8 protein-coding genes, 1 rRNA gene and 1 pseudogene are annotated in these 16,372 nt (G+C 74.8%); 5 read left to right on the top strand and 5 right to left on the bottom strand.

Features of this window, described 5'->3' with window-relative positions:
- Positions 1-67 precede the first annotated feature (67 nt).
- Positions 68-1,285 carry an acyltransferase family protein gene (locus tag JQX11_RS22510; protein ID WP_204926971.1) on the top strand — a complete coding sequence of 406 codons (1,218 nt, stop codon included), beginning with the start codon at positions 68-70 and terminating at the stop codon, positions 1,283-1,285.
- Here JQX11_RS22510 and JQX11_RS22505 read toward each other — a convergent pair.
- Positions 1,180-5,442 (bottom strand): alpha-(1->3)-arabinofuranosyltransferase, encoded by a 4,263-nt coding sequence (locus JQX11_RS22505; protein ID WP_204926970.1) that lies wholly within the window; start codon positions 5,440-5,442, stop codon positions 1,180-1,182. The two genes, JQX11_RS22510 and JQX11_RS22505, sit on opposite strands and share 106 nt — an antisense overlap.
- A 157-nt stretch (positions 5,443-5,599) precedes the next feature.
- Here JQX11_RS22505 and JQX11_RS22500 point away from each other — a divergent pair.
- Positions 5,600-6,745 (top strand): annotated as a pseudogene (locus JQX11_RS22500) (glycosyltransferase family 4 protein); the annotation flags it as partial.
- Positions 6,746-6,876: 131 nt separating this feature from the next.
- Here JQX11_RS22500 and JQX11_RS22495 read toward each other — a convergent pair.
- Both JQX11_RS22495 and JQX11_RS22490 read right to left on the bottom strand, forming a co-directional pair.
- Positions 6,877-7,071, bottom strand: a complete 195-nt coding sequence (locus JQX11_RS22495; protein ID WP_145922205.1) for a hypothetical protein — start codon at positions 7,069-7,071, stop codon at positions 6,877-6,879.
- 127 nt (positions 7,072-7,198) lie between these two features.
- Positions 7,199-8,707: an MmpA family trehalose lipid delivery protein gene (locus tag JQX11_RS22490; RefSeq protein ID WP_504739414.1), complete on the bottom strand. Its 1,509-nt coding sequence runs from the start codon at positions 8,705-8,707 to the stop codon at positions 7,199-7,201.
- A 197-nt stretch (positions 8,708-8,904) separates the two neighbouring features.
- On the opposite strand from JQX11_RS22490, the gene JQX11_RS22485 reads away from it, so the two are divergent.
- The 3 genes from JQX11_RS22485 (at position 8,905) to JQX11_RS22475 (ending at position 14,763) form a co-directional block, all read left to right on the top strand.
- Positions 8,905-10,203: a polysaccharide biosynthesis protein gene (locus JQX11_RS22485; RefSeq protein WP_204926968.1), complete on the top strand. Its 1,299-nt coding sequence runs from the start codon at positions 8,905-8,907 to the stop codon at positions 10,201-10,203.
- 12 nt (positions 10,204-10,215) lie between these two features.
- Positions 10,216-12,732 carry a DUF5005 domain-containing protein gene (locus JQX11_RS22480; RefSeq protein WP_204926967.1) on the top strand — a complete coding sequence of 839 codons (2,517 nt, stop codon included), beginning with the start codon at positions 10,216-10,218 and terminating at the stop codon, positions 12,730-12,732.
- Between the two features lie 210 nt (positions 12,733-12,942).
- Positions 12,943-14,763, top strand: coding sequence for a VanW family protein (locus JQX11_RS22475; RefSeq protein WP_204926966.1), 1,821 nt, complete (start codon positions 12,943-12,945; stop codon positions 14,761-14,763).
- Between the two features lie 217 nt (positions 14,764-14,980).
- On the opposite strand, the gene JQX11_RS22470 is transcribed toward JQX11_RS22475, so the two are convergent.
- Together JQX11_RS22470 and rrf are read right to left on the bottom strand one after the other, a co-directional pair.
- Positions 14,981-15,607 carry an NADPH-dependent F420 reductase gene (locus tag JQX11_RS22470; RefSeq protein ID WP_204926965.1) on the bottom strand — a complete coding sequence of 209 codons (627 nt, stop codon included), beginning with the start codon at positions 15,605-15,607 and terminating at the stop codon, positions 14,981-14,983.
- A gap of 554 nt (positions 15,608-16,161) precedes the next feature.
- A 5S ribosomal RNA gene (gene rrf, locus JQX11_RS22465) occupies positions 16,162-16,278 on the bottom strand.
- Positions 16,279-16,372: the final 94 nt, after the last annotated feature.

The raw sequence follows: 16,372 nt of genomic DNA, 5'->3' as shown, positions 1-16,372 counted from the left end.
CGAGGATGTAAAACTTGGCCGCACGTTACTCCCGAGTCACATAGCCCCGCGACCCTCTGGACGGTTGATGTCTGCCCCGATTCCCGATCAGGTCCTGCGGCGGCTGCCCGCCCTCGACGCCGTCCGGGTGATCGGGGCACTTGCCGTGGTGGGGCACCATGTCGGCTTCGCCACCGGGCGTAACACCGGCGACACCGCCGTCGGGGCCTGGCTGTCCCGACTGGACGTGGGCGTCGCGGTCTTCTTCGTGCTCTCCGGGTTCCTGCTGTTCCGGCCGTACGCGCACGCGCGGGCGACGGGCCAGCGACCCCCGGGCACCGGCCGCTACCTGTGGCGACGGGCGACCCGGATCCTGCCCGCCTACTGGGTGGCGGTGGTGGTCTGCCTGCTGGTGCTGCCGCAGAACCGGCCGGCGTCGACGGGCGACTGGCTGCGGCACCTCACGCTGACCCAGATCTACCAGCACGGTCAGCTCCGGCACGGGCTCAGCCAGACCTGGAGCCTGGCCACCGAGGTCACGTTCTACCTGCTGCTGCCGGTGCTGGCGATCCTCCTGCCCGGCCGGCGGCCGACACCGGGCCCGCCGACGTCGGCCCACCCGGACGGGGTGCTGCGGATCGCGCTGGCCGCGACGGTGGTGACCGGGGGCTGGGTGGCGTTGATGGGGGCGGGCGTGCTCAGCCTCGGCCTGCACACCATGTGGCTGCCCTCGTACGCCGGCTGGTTCGGGGCCGGGATGGCCCTGGCCGGCGCGCAGGTCGCGCTGCGCACCGGCCGGGGCGGGCGCTGGCGCTTCCTGGACGACCTGGGCCGGGCCCCGCTGGCCTGCTGGACGGTCGCCCTGGGCGCGTTGGCCGTCGCCACCACCCCGGTCACCGGTCCCCGGGACCTGGCCGAGCCGACCGCCGGCCAGTTCGCCACCAAGCTGGTGCTCTACCTGGTGGTCGCGGTGCTGCTGATCGTGCCGGTGGCGTTCGGGCCGCAGACCCGCACCAAGGGCGTCTTCGACAGCATCGTCGGCCGGTGGCTGGGCCGGGTGTCGTACGGGCTGTTCCTCTGGCACCCGTTCGTACTGGAGGGGATCTACCTGCTCGACGGCCGGCCGGAGTTCACCGGTGACCCGCTCGGTACGTTCCTCCTCACCGTCGCCGGTGGGCTGGTCCTCGCGGCGGTCAGCTACTACGCGGTGGAGCGCCCCTTCCAACGCTGGGGTGGCCGGTGGCCGCGTCGGCGCAGCACCAGCGAGAGCCAGAGCAGGGTGGCGGTGGCGACCGCGGCCAACTGAGGCGGCCAGGCGGCGTGCCCGCCCCGGGTCGCCGCCCACCAGCCGGCCACCGCGAAACACGCCACCGGCAGCCAGCGCACGGTGGCCCGGCGCAGCCGGTGCATGCCCCGCCGGTCCGGCGGGTGCAGGTGCGGTTCCAACGCCCGCCCGGCCAGCACCACGGCCACCACCGCCAGCGCCACCCCGACCGCCGCCGGCCCGCCGAACAGTAGCAACGCCGCGCCGCCGACGAGCGCGGCGAGCACCCGCCCGCGCCGCCGCCGCAGCACCACCGCCCCCGGGGTACGCCGCGACGGCAGCACCGCCAGCAGGGCGACCCCGGCCAGCAGTACCGCCCCGGCCCCGAGCGCCAGCACGTACCCCCGGTCGGGGGCGAACCGCAGCGTCACCGTACCGGCGACGTCGGCCGGGACGAGCCAGCCCTGCTGCCAGCCGTCCACCACGAACGGGGTGAGCGTCCGGCCGCCTGCGGTGGCGACCCAGCCGGCGTTGGCGTTCTCCCGCAACGCCAGCACCCGCTGGCCGGGGTAGCTGTCCAGCCGCAGCACCCGGTGGGTGGCCGACCACCCGTCGACCCGCAGCACCGTCCGGGTCGCCCCGGGTTGCCGGGGTCCGACGGTCGCGTCGCCGGCCCCGGTGCCGGCCGTGCCGCTCGTACCGGTGCCGCCGGCCGGGGCCGACGGGGCCGACGCCCCGCCGGTCGGGGTGAGCGCGAGCCGGCTCGGTACGGTCAGCCGGGTCCCCGCCGCCACCACCCGGTTCTCCCCGGCGGCCAGCCGCAGCGGCGTCTTCGCGGCCGGACCACAGAGCACCGCCGGCACCTCGCGCAGTTCCACCAGGTCCCGCCGGCTGGCGACCAGCGCGGTCCGGCGCTGCCCACCACCGGCCACGGTCACCGTGGGGCCGGTGCCGCAGGGCAGGGTGACCCGCTTCGCGGGGTCCGCCGGGGTGGCCGGGCCGTCCGGCAGCACGGTCAGCTCACCCACCCCCACCGGCAGGTCCTGCGTCACCCGCCGGTACGGGTCGTACGACGCCACCGGCACCACGTCGGCGATCAGCACGGTCAGGTCGTCGCTGCGCATCGGCCTGTCGAACAGCAGCGTGCCGCCCTCGTCGAGCACTCCGCCGCGCATCCCCTCGTCACCGAGCACGGTGACCCGCCAGGGGCGGGCCGCCGCCGCACCGGGCGGCAGGGTGATCCGCAGGCCGGTGACGGTGCGCGCCTTCGGCCAGGTCAACCGCAGCCACGGTTGCCGGTCGGCGTCGGCGGCGTACCAGACGGTCGCGGGGTTCCCGTCGGCCACCGCGCCGGGACGGGCGCTCGGGTGGGACACGCCGACGGTCGAGGCGGCCACGGTCGGGGTGACCCCGGTGGTGACCGTCGCCGCCCCACCGGGGTCGAGCAGCGCGTTGAGCGCTCCGCCGGGCCGGGGCCGGGCCCACAGCGCGACCCGGTGGTCCGCGCCGGCCGGCAACCGTACGGTGCGGTCGATCCGGTCGCTGTCCTCGGAGGCGCGGGCCATCGCCCCGGCGCAGATCGGCCGGCCCTCGTCGAAGACGCACGCCGGGGCGGCCGGGGCGGCGGTGAACACCATCGCGGCCGGCCGGTCGGTGGCCGGTGGGTCCGGCACCACCAGGGTCCGGGCGGCCTCGACACCGGGGATGACGAGTTCGGCGATGCCCACCCCGCCGAAGCCGGCCCGCACGTCGAAGACCTCCTCGACGGTGACCCGGACGAACCGGGTGGGGTAGCCGTCGGGCAGGGTCACCTCGACGGTCTGCCCGGCGGTCTGCACGGTGCTCTGCTGCCGGCCGGCGGTCACGGTGATCCTGGTGGGCAGGGAGTCGGCCCCGGTGTCGAAGGTGATCCGCAGTTGCCGGACGACCTGCGGCCGGTCCAGCTCCACCTCGAACCACTGCCCCGGCGCGCGGGTCCCCGGCGCGGACCGCCAGGACGTGCTCAGGTCGCCGTCGACCGCCGCGTACGGCTGGTGTTCGGGGCGTCCCCCGCCCAGCGGCTGCGCCTGCGACCACGAGCTGGACGCGGACACCCCGCCGATGCCGAGGTAGCGCACCACCGTGGACTGCCCGTCGGCCCACGGCGGCAGGTAGTCCCGGGCCGGTGCGTCGAGCTGGGGACGGTCCCGGGCGGTCATGGTGGCCGAGGCGTTGTCGTGCTGCTGCCCGAAGGCCACCTCCCGGCGGCGCAACCCGTCGGTGAGCGTCACCGACGACGCGTCCAGCCCGGCCGGGCGGTCCCCGGCGAGCACGGTCGGCGCGGCGGAGAGCCGGCCGGCGGCGGCCAGCGGCAGCAGCGACTCGGGGCCGCCGACGACAGTGGTCAGGTCGGCGGCGTCGTACGCGACGACCCGGTCGACGTCGCGGCGGACCTCGTACACCTCCAGGGCCCGGACCCCGACGTCCAGTCCCCGGTCGACGACGTTGCCGGGCAGCCGGCCCCCGCCGACCTCGGGGCCGAACCCGCGCACCGGCTCGATGCCGGGGGAACGCAGCAGCGCCTGCCGGACCACCACCGGCCGGACGGCCCCGCTGTGGCCGTAGTCCAGGTCGGAGCGCAGCAGCAGGTACTTCACCCCGGAGCGGGCGAGCAGGTCGGCGAGGCCGGCGGAACCCTCCCCGTCGGCCAGCGCCGACTCGACGGTGTCCAGCAGCCGGATGGTGCCGGGCGGGGTGAGCGGCACCGAGCTGCGCACCGCCCACGGCCGGTCGGACAACGGCTGGGTGATCTCGTCGCTGGGGCTGCCCCACAGGTAGCGGGGGAACCGGGCGGCGGGCACCACCAGCACCCGGTCGTCGCCGACGGCCCGGTCCAGCCAGTCCGACGCCTCCCGCCAGTAGCCGGGCACCCCGGTGAAGCTGCCCTGGGCGGCCAGCCCACCGCCGAGCGCGGGTGTGGCCACCGCGGCGACCGCGACCAGGGCGGTGCCGGTGACCAGGCCGGCACGCAGCCGGACCGGTTGCAACGCCCGGGGCAGCACGGCGGCCAGTTCGGGCCGGTCGCCGGTGCGGGCGGCCCGCAGCACCAGCCCGACCAGGTGTGCCAGGCCGAGGATGAGGGGCAGCCGGAGCACCACGTCGAACTTGTGCACGTTGCGCAGCGGCGCGCCGGCCGCGTCGAGGAAGGTGCGCTGGGTCTGCGCACCGAAGCCGTCGAGCTGACCGAGGTGGCCCAGCCCGACCAGGGCCAGCCCGACCAGCAGGCCGGTGACCAGGAACCGCCGGTGCGGCATGCCCCGGCGGGCCAACCCGGCGATGCCCAGCCCGGCCACCACCAGGGTGGCGACCACCAGGGGACGTTCGGTGGCGAGCCGCCAGCCCGCCGTCCACGGCGGCCCGTACGCGCCGGTGAGGTAGGCGTGCCAGTGCGAGGCGCCGCGCAGCACGGTGGTGGTGTCGGTGGGGGTGGTGGTCACCGGCGCGGTCTCGATGTAGTCGAGGAAGGGCGGGCTGTACCGGCCGAGCAGCAGCAGCGGCACCAGCCACCAGGCGGTCGCCGCGCCCACCGCCAGCCCCCAGGCGGCGAGGGCCTTGATGCGGAGCCGGAACGGGTGCAGGCCGAGCAGCCAGAGCGCGGCCAGCGGCACCACGGCCAGCACGGCTGTCGCGTTGACCCCACCGGCGCAGGCCACCACGAGGGCCGACCGGGTGACCGCCCGCCGCACCGGCACCCCGTCGACCAGCCCGACCAGCGGGACGAGCACCCACGGGGCGAGCGCGCTGGGCCATGCCTCCACCGAGATCGGGCCGAGTTCGGTGAGCAGCCGGGGGGAGAGCGCGAAGGCGGCCCCGGCGAGCAGCCGGGCCCACGGGGTGCCGACGTGCAGCCGCTCGGCGAGCCGGACCACGCCGACGCAGGCCACGGTCAGCAGCAGCGCCCACCACAGCCGCTGCACCACCCACGCCGGTACGGCGAGCAGCTTGCCGAGCAGGAAGAACGGCCCCATCGGCCAGAGGTAGCCGTACGCCTGATTCTGCAACTGCCCGAAGGTGCCGTCCGGGTCCCAGACGTGCAGGGCCCGGGTCAGCCATCCGGCCGGATCGATCGCCAGGTCGACCTTGGTGTCGATGGCGATCAGCCCGGGGTCCTGGAGGAACGCCAGTGCCGACAAAGCCAGACACACCGCCACCAAGCGCACACGCCACACCGTGCTCGATGTGTCGTCCGGCCCCTCGGCCGCCCCCGGACGGCTTGGCGACTGCTGCATCTCGCCTCCGATCGGGCATTGCGACGTGCGTGACGCAGCCCATAGTGTGACGCGACCGCGAAGACTACTCGGCAGTAGGAGTTGAGTGTTGGACGCACCCGCTGCCGCCGCCACCAGGCACGTTCTGTTCCTCAACTGGCGGGACACCCGCAATCCGGAGGGCGGTGGCTCGGAGGTCTACGTCGAGCGGATCGCCGGCGAACTGGTCCGCCGCGGCCACCGGGCCACCCTGTTCTGCGCCACCCATCCCGCCGGCACCGCCGAGGAGACCACCCCCGACGGCGTACGCGTGCTGCGGCGCGGCGGCCGGCACACCGTCTACCTCCGGGCGGCGCTTGCGTACCTGGCCGGAGCGCTCGGCTTCGGCCCGCTGAGCCGCCGCCGGGGCGGTCGACCCGACCTGATCGTCGACGTCGGCAACGGGCTGCCCTTCCTCTCCGCCCTCTACGCCCGCCGGCCGGTCATCGCGCTGGTGCACCACGTGCACCGGGAGCAGTGGCCGGTGGTGCTCGGCCCGGGCCTGGCCCGGTTCGGCTGGTGGGTGGAGTCCTGGCTCGCCCCCCGGGTCTACCGCCGCTGCCGGTACGTCACCGTCTCCACCGCCACCCGCGACGAGCTGGCCACCCTCGGCATCGACCCGGCCCGGGTCGACATCGTGCACAACGGCACCCCGGACATGACCGTCGGCCCGGTGCCCCGCTCGGCGGAACCGTCGCTGGTGGTCCTCGGCCGGCTGGTCCCGCACAAGCAGGTCGAGGTGGCGCTGGCCACCCTCGCCGCGCTCGCCGACGAACTACCCGGCCTCACCCTGACCGTGGCCGGGCAGGGCTGGTGGGAGGCGCAACTGCGGCACACCACCGCCGAACTGGGCCTCACCGACCGGGTCCGGTTCACCGGCTTCGTCTCCGACGCCGACAAGCGCCACCTGCTCGCCTCGGCCTGGGTGGCGCTCACCCCGTCGCTCAAGGAGGGTTGGGGGCTCACCATCGTCGAGGCCGGCGCGGTCGGCACCCCGACGGTCGCCTTCCGGGGCGCGGGCGGGGTCGAGGAATCCCTGGTCGACGGCGAGACCGGCCTGCTCGCCGAGGACGTCGACGACTTCGTGGCCAAGGTGCGGCGGCTGCTGACCGACGACGACCACCGGGCCACCATGGGCGCGGCGGCCCGCGCCCACGCCGCCCGGTTCACCTGGCCGGTCTCGGGCGAAAAATTCGCGGCCCTCGTGACGAGGGCCGCGAACGGTCCGGCGGGCACGCCGGTCGAGCGGTCGGGGCCGGCGGACACACCGGCGCAACGGTCGGAGCAGGCAGAACAGTCAGGGTCGACAGTGCCGACGGGATCACCGGCCGGGCAGGTGGAACAGTCCTACCTGGTGCCGTAGACCAGCGGCTGGTTGGCACCACCGTTGCCGCCGCCGGACTCGGTGCGGGCGGCCTGCTCGGCCTTCGCCGCCTCGGCCGCCGACGTGCCGGTCAGGCTGGTGGCCAACGCCACCGTGCCGAAGGCACCCAGAGCGATCGCGGCCACCGCGACCAGAACCAACGAGAGAGCACTGCGCATGGTGCTGTATTCCTCCTCGTGAGCTGCGTGCGCGGGACGTTACCACCAAGTAGCCAATGCCGGGAGAGCCGCGCGGACGATCAACGACGGGCCCGGCAGGCAGCGGAGACAGCCGGCGACCGCCCGGTCACCGGCCGGCCGGATTCTCGTACAGGGTCAGGTCGGGCCCGGCGTACACCTCGCGCAACCCGGCCAGCGTCGCCGGGTCCACCCGCCGGCCACCGACGGTCCGCTGCACCACCACCCACCGCACCCCGGTCGCGGCGACCGGGCCACCGGTGGCGAGCACCCGGCCCACCTCGGCGGCCCGCGGGTTCTCCCCCCGCACCGCCGTCGCCCCCACCCACAGCGTGTCGTCCACCAGCACGTCGGCGTCGACGTAGCGGGGCAACGGGTCCAGCACCGTCCGACCGTCGTTCCACGGGTACGCCCGGTAGGCCCCGAACGGCAGCGACAGCACCTCCCCCGACCGGCCGTCCAGCCGCCGGGCCACCGCGTCCCAGTCCGCCGGGTACGCCACCGGACGCAGCCGGCCCGCCGCACCGAACGCCAGGTCGGGCAGCACCACCACGGGCAGCAGCAGCACGGCGGCGAGCACCGCACCGGCCCCACCCGGCGCACCCCGGGCGGCGACCCGGTCGGCCAGCCGCTCCGCCCCCAGCGCGGCGGCCAGCGCCAGCAGCAGCGCGTACGGGACCAGGAGCTTCTGCCCGTCGCGCAGCACCCCGGCCCCGGGCACCGTCGACACCAGCCAACCCAGCCCGGCCGACCCGCCCGGCAGGGCCCCGGCCAGGGCGGCCAGGAAACCGGCCCCGGCCAACCCGACGAGCCGGTACGCCGCCCCGGCCGGCCACCGGCCACGCAACTCCCGCAGGCCGTACCCCGCCAGCACCAGCAGGACCACCGTCGCCACCGGCGTCAACGGCGACGCGCGGCTCGCCGGGACGGTCTGCCCGTTCCAGATCCCACCGGTGCCGGCCAACGCGCCGACCACCCCGCTCCAGTTCTCCGCCCGCGCCGTGAACGCGGCCACCCCGGCCGGGTCGGTCCGGGCGTCCGCCGCGCTGAACCCGGCGACCACCAGCCACGGCAGGTTCAGCAGCAGCAACGCGCCGACGGCCAGCGCGGTCGTCCGGGCGGCACCCCGTCGGGCGACCAGCACGGCGACCGTGACCAGGGCGACCAGGCCACCCGTCGGGGTGACCACGGCCGGCAGTGCGACCAGCACCAACCGGCGTAGCCCACCCGGCCGGTGCACCCGGATCGCGGCGTCGACCAGCCAGGGCAGCGCCCCGTACGCCAGCAGCAGTCCCCAGTGCCCGATCAGCAGCCGCTCCGCCAGGTACGGCGTCCACGCGTACCCGACCGCGGCGACCACCCGGACCACCGGCCGCCGGGCGGGCACCAGCCGACCGGCCCCGATCGCGGCGAGCAGCAGCACCCCGGCCAGCACCAGCCGTTGCAGCAGCCACCCCGGCACCGCCTGGCTGGCCAGCGAGACCAGGGCGTCCAGCGGCACCGCCCGGGGCAGCGAGTCGACCGGGGCGACCAGTTCGGCCCGCCACGGCTGCCGGGGCACGAAGACCATGTCGTAACTGAGCACGTACCCGGGCGCGGCCAGCGGGGCCAGCACCAGCGCGGTGACGGCCAGCCCGGTGGCGACGAGGATCGGCCTCTCCCGCAGGGGTTGACCTCCTCACTAGGCTGACCCGGCGATCGGCGCCGGCGTGGCGACACTGTACTTGCGCTGCTGGCGACGGGCGGAGCCGACGACCCGGGACGATCACGGGCAGGGCAGCGGAGCACCGGCGGGGCCGGCGACACGGAGCGGTGATGGGCACAGCATCGGACGGCGCGCACGACAAGCGACCCGGGGTCGTCGACAGGCCGGGCCGGACGGCCGGCATCGGCGTCGCCGGGGTGGCCGTCACCCTGGCCGGGGTCTTCGTCAACGGGCTCGCGTACGTGGTGCCGGTCCTCGGTGCCCGGCACCTCGCGCCGGCCGAGCTGAGCGCGCTGGCCACCCTGCTGGCGCTCGGCGCGATCGGCGGCGTGGCCGGCACCGGCCTGCAGATCGCGGTGGCCGTGCACCGGGCCCGGCACGGTCGGGCCGGCACCACCCGCCCCACCCTGCTGACCGTGACGGTGACCGCCGCGCTGCTGGCCGTGACGTTGCCGGTCGCCGCCGTCGGGCTGCGGCTGACCGGCCCGGCGGTGCTGCTGCTCGGGGTGCTGACCGTGGCCGTGGTGGCCGCCGGCCGGTGGCTCGGTGAACTCCAGGGCGACCAGCGTTTCCTGCGGCTGGCCGGCGGGATGGCGTTGCTCGCCGCCGGCCGGTACGGCGGCATGATCGCCGGGCTGGCGCTCGGTGGCGGGTTGACCGGCGCGCTGCTGGCCGGGGCGGTCACCTCCGTGCTGGTGCTGGCGCTGCTGGTCCGGCTCAACCGGGGGGCGGGCCTCGACCCGGTCGCCCCGACCCTGGCCACCCGGACGGTGCTCACCGCCAGCGGGGCGACCCTGGCGATGCTCGTCGTGTCGTACGCCGACCTGCTGCTGGCCCGCCGGTTCCTGCCCCCGGACGCCTCCGGCACGTACGCGGTCGGCACGGTGCTCACCAAGGGCGCGTTGTGGGCCCCCCAGGTGGTGACGGTGATCGCGCTGCCCCGGCTGGCCCGGGGTGACCGGGGCACCCTGCGGGCCGCGCTGCTGCTGGTCGGGGCGGCCGGCGCGGCGCTGGTGCTCGCCGCGACGCTGGCCGGTGGCCTGGCCTTCGGGTTGGCCGGCGGCCCGGAGTACACCCGCCACGGCGGTCTCGCCCCGCTGTTCGCCGCCACCGGGGCGCTGTACGCGCTGGTCTTCGTGCTGATCAACGCGCGCGTCGCGGCGGCCGCGCGATGGCCCTCGGCACCACTGTGGATCTCCACGGCGGGTTTCCTGGCCGCGACCGCCACGGTGGTGCCGCACACCGTCGCCGGTATCGCCGGTGCCGCCCTGGCCACGGCGGCGGTCACCGCCCTCGTCACCGGCGCGCTGACGGTCCGTCGCGGACCGGACGCACCGGCCACGCCCACCCGGCCGACGGCTACCGCCCCCGCCGTTGATCGTGACACCCTACGGGTCGGTGACCAGTAGACGGGGGTTCTGGTGGCGGAGGTCGACCCGGGCCGGGAGCCGGCCGGCGGACGCCGGCCGGCCCGTTGGCTGCTCGTCGTCTGGCTGGTCGGGCTGCTCGCCGCCGTACCCACCGCGACGCCGCAGCCGTCCCGACCCGACGGCGGGACGACCGCCGCCCGGCTGACCGCCGCCTTCGACGACTACGGCGACATCTCCGGCCGGTGGAACGGCGCCGACCGGACGGCCTCGGTACGGCTGCCCGACGGCCGGCTGCTCTGGCTGTTCTCCGACACCTTCCTCGGCCCGGTGCACCCCGACGGCTCCCGCCCCCGCAGCGCGCCGTTCGTGCACAACTCGGCAGTGGTGCAGCAGGGCGACCAGCTCACCACCACGCTGCACGGCGGCACCGCCGACGACCCACGCGACCTGATCCCCACGACGACACCCGGCGAGTTCTCCTGGATCGGCGACGCCACCGTCGCCGGCGACACCCTCCAGGTACTGGTCCACCGCTACCGGCGTACCGGCGTCAGCCCGCTGGACCACGCCCTGCTCGGCACCGCCCTGGCCACCTTCGCGCTGCCCGCGCTCACCCCCACCGGGGTCCGTCCGCTGCCCCTGGGCCCCCGGGTCTCCTGGGGCTCCGAGCTGCTCCGCGACGGCGACCACACCTACGTGTACGGCACCGAGGCCGCCGGTGAGGCGAAGTTCGCCCACCTGGCCCGGGTGGCCGGCGACGACCTGACCGGCCGGTGGGAGTTCTGGACCGGCGACGACTGGTCCCCCGACGACCGCACCTCGGCCCGGCTGCTCAGCGGCGTCGGCACCGCCTACGGCGTGCAGCGGGTCGACGGCCGGTACGTGTTGGTCACCCAGGAGAACAACCTGGTGTTCAGCGGCGACCTGGTGGCCTACTCGGCCGATGCCCCGACCGGCCCGTTCACCGGCCCCGACTACCTGCACCGGGCCCCCGAGACGGCAGCCGGCCACCTGGTCTACGACGTCGACCTGCACCCGGAGCTGGCCCGTCCCGACCGGCTGCTGTTCTCCTACAACGTCAACGACGTCGACGACGCGGTCACCTACGCCGACGCGGGCCTCTACCGGCCGCGTTTCGTCGAGGTGCCGTGGCCTCGCCGCCGCCCCGACCCGGCCGAGCTGCCCCCGCCGCCGGTGGCGGTGACCGCCCGTCCGGGCGGCGTCGGCACCGCCGAGCTGGACTGGCCGCCGGCACGCGCCGACGACGAGCTGCGCTACCAGGTGCACCGGCGGGACGTCACCGCCGGCCAGACGCACTTCGTCCGGATCGGCGAACCGGTCGACGAGCCCCGCTTCACTGCCGATTTCATGGTCAACGGGCACGACTACGAGTTCCGGGTGAGCACCGTGGGCCGGCGCGGCGAGGGCCCGCCCTCACCGGCCGGCCGGGTCACCGCCACGGTGCCGCCCCCACCACTGCCGGGCGGCCTGCGGGCGGTTCCGGGCCGCGCCGGTGACGTCGCGCTGAGCTGGCAACCGGTGCCCTTCGTCCAGCTCTACCGGGTGTACCGGCACGACCTGGGCACCGGGGAACGCGGCACGGTCGGCACCTTCACCGGCACCACCGCCACCGTCGCGTTCCTGCGGCACGCGCACCGTTACGAGTTCACCGTGGTCGCGGTCGGCGGTGGCGGCGACAGCCCACCCTCGGCCCCGGTCCGGGTCACCGCCCTGGTCACCCCACCCGCGCCACCGTCGGGCCTGGTCGCCGCCGGGCAGCCCGACGGCACCGTCCGGCTGGCTTGGCGCACCCTCGGGCCGGGCGTCTCCTACCGGGTGTACCGGCGCGACCTGACCACCGGCAACCGGGAGTACGGCCCACCCGCCGTGGAGGCCACCGCCGGGCATCTCGCCGGGCACCTGGAACACGGCCACGAGTACGAGTTCACGGCCAGCGCGGTGAACGGCGGCGGCGAGGGGACCCGGTCCACGCCGGTGCGGGCCCGCGCCCGGTTCACCGCACCCGCCGACGCCCCACGGGAGCTGCGCGCCAAGGCCGGTGTCGGCAGCGTCGAGCTGACCTGGCTCTCGCCGGTGCCGGACGGCTGGCACCGGGTCCACCGGCGCGACGTCACCGCCGGGGAACGCGACTTCACCACCGAGGAGATCCCCACCCGGGGCACCCGGGCCGTCGTGCCGGGGCTACGCAACGGGCACGAGTACGAGTTCACGGTGGCCGCGACGAACCAGGCCGGCCCGGGCCCACGCAGCGTGCCGGTACGGGCCACCCCGCAGTTGCCCACCCCCACCGGGCTCGTCGTGACCGCCGTCGGCACCGGTGAGGCCCGCCTGACCTGGCGACCGGCCGGGCCGGGGTTCGTCTACCGGGTGCAGTGGCGCGACGCCACCGCCGGACAGCGGTGGCGCGCCGACCCGTACCCGGTGCGGGACGCCCGGCACACGGCGGTGCTGCTGACCCGGGGGCACGACTACCAGTTCCGGGTCGCCGTGACCGACGGACGCGACGACGGCCCGCCGACCCCGGCGGTCGGCGTCCGCATCCGCTGACCACCGTCGGTCGCCCACGGCCCTGTGCCGCCGACCACAGCCACCGGGTGGTCATCCGGACACCGTGCCACGAACGCCCATACACCGTGTGACCGGCCGCGACACGCGGCGGTGAGGATGGCCGGACGCACGCTGTCGGCTGGCCGTCCGGTTGGCTACCGTAGGTGTCCCTGGGGGCCCGCAACCCCCCACGTGGTACGTCCGATCGAGGTGGCTGTGACCCTGTACGGCGACAAACCGGTCTCCGACGACCGCCCCACGGTGCAGGTCACCGCGGTGAGCTGGCCGTCCGAGGACGAACCCCCACCGGCCGGTGGGGCCGCAGGTCCCGGTGCCGGGCCGGGGCCGTGGTGGCGGCGCGGCCGGGTGCTGCTCGCCGGCGGGGTGACCGCCGCGGTGCTGGCCGGGGTGGTCGGCGCGGGCGCCTGGGCGTACGCCGGGGACGTGCCGCGCGGCACCAACGTGCTCGGCACCGAGCTGGGTGGCCGCAGCCGGTCCGACGCGGCCAGGGAGCTGCGGGCCGAGTTGGAGAAGCGGGCCGCGACGCTCGACGCGCCGCTGACCGTGGTGGTGGGCGAGAACCGGGCGGAGATCAAGCCCGCTGACGTCGGCCTGGCGGTGGACGTGGACGCCACCGTCGCCGCCGCCACCGACGCGCAGGCGCACCCGGTGGACCGGCTGTTCGGTTCCCGGTCGGTCGACCCGGTGGTGACTGTCGACGCCGCCAAGCTGGACGCGGCGCTGCGGCAGATCCTCGGCGAACAAGGCCGGGACATGACCCTGCCGGCGATCATCTTCACCGGCACCACGCCGAAGCCCGTCTACCCGAAGCCGAGCCTGACCCTGGACCCGGAGCAGTCCGCCCGGGTGGTCCGCGCGGGTTGGCTGGCCGGGCAGCCGGTGACGGTGCCGGTGGTGGAGAAGAACCCGGTGACCACCCGGGAGGAGGTGGACCGGATGATCGCCGAGCTGGCGAAGCCGGCCGTCGCCGCACCGGTGACGATCACCTCCAGCAAGGGGTCGGTGAGCGTCCCGCCCACGGCGATCGCCCGCGCGTTGCGCTTCTCGGCCGACGACGAGGGGAAGCTGACGCCGAAGGTCGACGTGAAGCGGCTCCGGTCGGCGCTGGGCAGCAAGCTGGCCGCGATCGAGTCGACGCCCAAGGACGCCGGGCTGACCATCTCGGGCGGTAAGCCGAAGGTGGTGCCGGGCCGGGCCGGCCAGCAGCTCGACTCGGCGGCGCTGAGCCGGGACCTGCTGGCGGTGCTGCCGAAGCCGGACGGCCGGACGGTCACCGGGCAGCTCACGGATGCCGAGCCGGAGCTGACCGAGGCGAAGCTCGCCGAGTTGGGCATCAAGGAGCGGGTCTCCACCTTCTCCACGAAGTTCCCCGGTGGGCTCTCCTCGCCGCGTAGCCAGAACATCATCCAGGCGGCGAAGGACGTGGACGGCACCATCGTCAAGCCCGGGGAGACGTTCTCGCTCAACGGGCACACCGGCGAGCGCGGCTACGCCCAGGGCTACAAGGACGCTCCGGTGATCCTCGGCGGCAAGCTGGTGCCCGGGGTGGGTGGCGGCGTCTCCCAGTTCACCACCACGCTCTTCAACGCCAGTTACTACGCCGGACTCCAGGACGTCGAGCACAAGCCGCACTCGTTCTACTTCAGCCGCTACCCGGCGGTGATCGAGTCGACGATCTTCTGGCCGGACCTGGACTTCAAGTTCCGCAACAACACGCCGTACGGGGTCCTGATCGACACCACGTACACCTCGAACACGATCACCGTGTCGATGTGGAGCACCAAGATCTACGACAGCGTGAAGACCGAGTACGGCCCGCGCCGCAACATCACCTCGCCGAAGACGGTCCACCTGGAGCCCGGCCCGAGTTGCATCGCCGCCGCCGGCAGCACCGGCTTCACCCAGGACGCCTTCCGCGTGATCAAGAAGGACGGCAAGGTCGTCAAGCGGGAGAAGTTCAGCTGGACGTACGACCCCGAGCCCAACTTCGTCTGCGGCCCCAAGCCCTGACCCCACGCCCCACCCGAGCGGGTCGGGGACACCAACCCCGGACACGACCGAGCCCCGCCGGCTGATCAGCCGGCGGGGTTCGCTGTCTCCCGGGTACGCGGTGACTGCCGGACATCCGGGCCGGCTCGGGCACCTGGTGCTCCCGGCACATGGGGTCGCTGCGGTGGTGGGTGGCGGCGGTGGTGCCACCCGGCCGCGGCACACCGACGTGGCAAGGTCAGGGGCGGGCTTCGGCGAGGCCCTGCCGGACGCCCTCGGCGTCCCGGTCGGTGCCGTACACGGGGGTGTCGGGCTGCTGCCGCCAGCTCTCGTCGAGGGTGCCCGCGTCGACCGGGTCGAAGCCGAGCGCGTCGACGAGCTGCATCACGAGCTGCTTGGCGTCGGCGTCGTCACCGGCCACCGGCAGCGCGATCCGGTCACCGGCGTCGGCCGGCTTGCCGTGGTCCATCAGGTGCGCCGCCTGGATGTTGTTGAACGTCTTCACCACCCGGGCGCCCTTGAGGTGGTCGGCGGTCCACCGGCTGGAGCTGAGGCTACGGTCGAGCAGCTCGGCGATGTCGCCGTCGCGCTGCGGGTAGTAGTTGTTGGCGTCGACCACGATCTTGCCGTCGAACGGCTGCACCGGCAGCGCGGGTACCGCGAAGAGCGGGATCGCCACCACGACCAGCTCGGCGTCCTGGACGGCCTGCTCCACGGTGCCGGCGGTCGCGCCGCTCTCCTGCGCCAGCTCGGTGAGGCTCTCCGGCCCCCGCGAGTTGGCGACTGTCACGTCGTGCCCGAGGGCGCCCAGCCGCCGCGTGAGGGTCCCGCCGATGTGCCCCGACCCAATGATTCCGATCTTCATGGCCACTCCTGCCTCCGCCGGTCCCGACGGTCAGTTCCGGTCGTACGGTCAGCAGGTACCCCGACAGGTCCGCTCCGATCGTGGACGAGGCGTGCACCACGTCACGTCGTCACGGACCCCGGCGCGGGGCCCCGGGAGTCAGTCCCGCATCGACGGTACGAGGTCACGGGCGTCGTACGGGCCGATTCACCGAACGTCGCCCGCCTGTCCCCGGCGCGGGGCGGGGTGGGGTTGCCGCGACGTCGCCGGGCTGCTGCTGGTCCGCGAAGGGCGGAGCGGGCGGTGGCCGGGCCGCTCTCCGTCCGGCTGCCTATCGCCGACGTCGCGGATGTAGGGGTATCCCGTGTCGGGATAGGCGCTTCTTCTACCCACCAGCCCCAACCCCGGGGCTCTCAGCCTGAGGCGAGAGGTCCCGGAAGGGGAGGTTCCGGAGGCGGGGTTTTCCGTGCCGGTGGTGGCCTTTCTCACGGATAGCGGAGGCAGTTCTGGGGGGAGTTGGTGTGGAATGCAGTTGAGGCCAACCCCTGTTAGGGGTTGGCCTCAACTGAAAGGTTGTCCGGCGGTGTCCTACTCTCCCACACCCTCCCGAGTGCAGTACCATCGGCGCTGGAGGGCTTAGCTTCCGGGTTCGGAATGTGACCGGGCGTTTCCCCTCCGCCATGACCGCCGTAACACTATGAACATATCAAACAACACACACACCCACACTGTGGGGGGTTGTTTGGTGTTTGTTCAGAGTTGCACAGTGGACGCGTAGCATATTCG

This window comes from Micromonospora humida (assembly GCF_016901255.1).
Taxonomy (GTDB): Bacteria; Actinomycetota; Actinomycetes; order Mycobacteriales; family Micromonosporaceae; genus Micromonospora; species Micromonospora wenchangensis.
Note: the sequence above shows the minus strand (reverse complement) of the source record. Positions and strands in the feature narration are given on the sequence as shown.

Coding starts and splice junctions, on each gene's coding strand:
- JQX11_RS22510 (WP_204926971.1), top strand. CDS start 68: ATGTCTGCCCCGATTCCCGATCAGGTCCTGCGGCGGCTGCCCGCCCTC.
- JQX11_RS22495 (WP_145922205.1), bottom strand. CDS start 7,071: ATGCGCAGTGCTCTCTCGTTGGTTCTGGTCGCGGTGGCCGCGATCGCT.
- JQX11_RS22485 (WP_204926968.1), top strand. CDS start 8,905: ATGGGCACAGCATCGGACGGCGCGCACGACAAGCGACCCGGGGTCGTC.
- JQX11_RS22470 (WP_204926965.1), bottom strand. CDS start 15,607: ATGAAGATCGGAATCATTGGGTCGGGGCACATCGGCGGGACCCTCACG.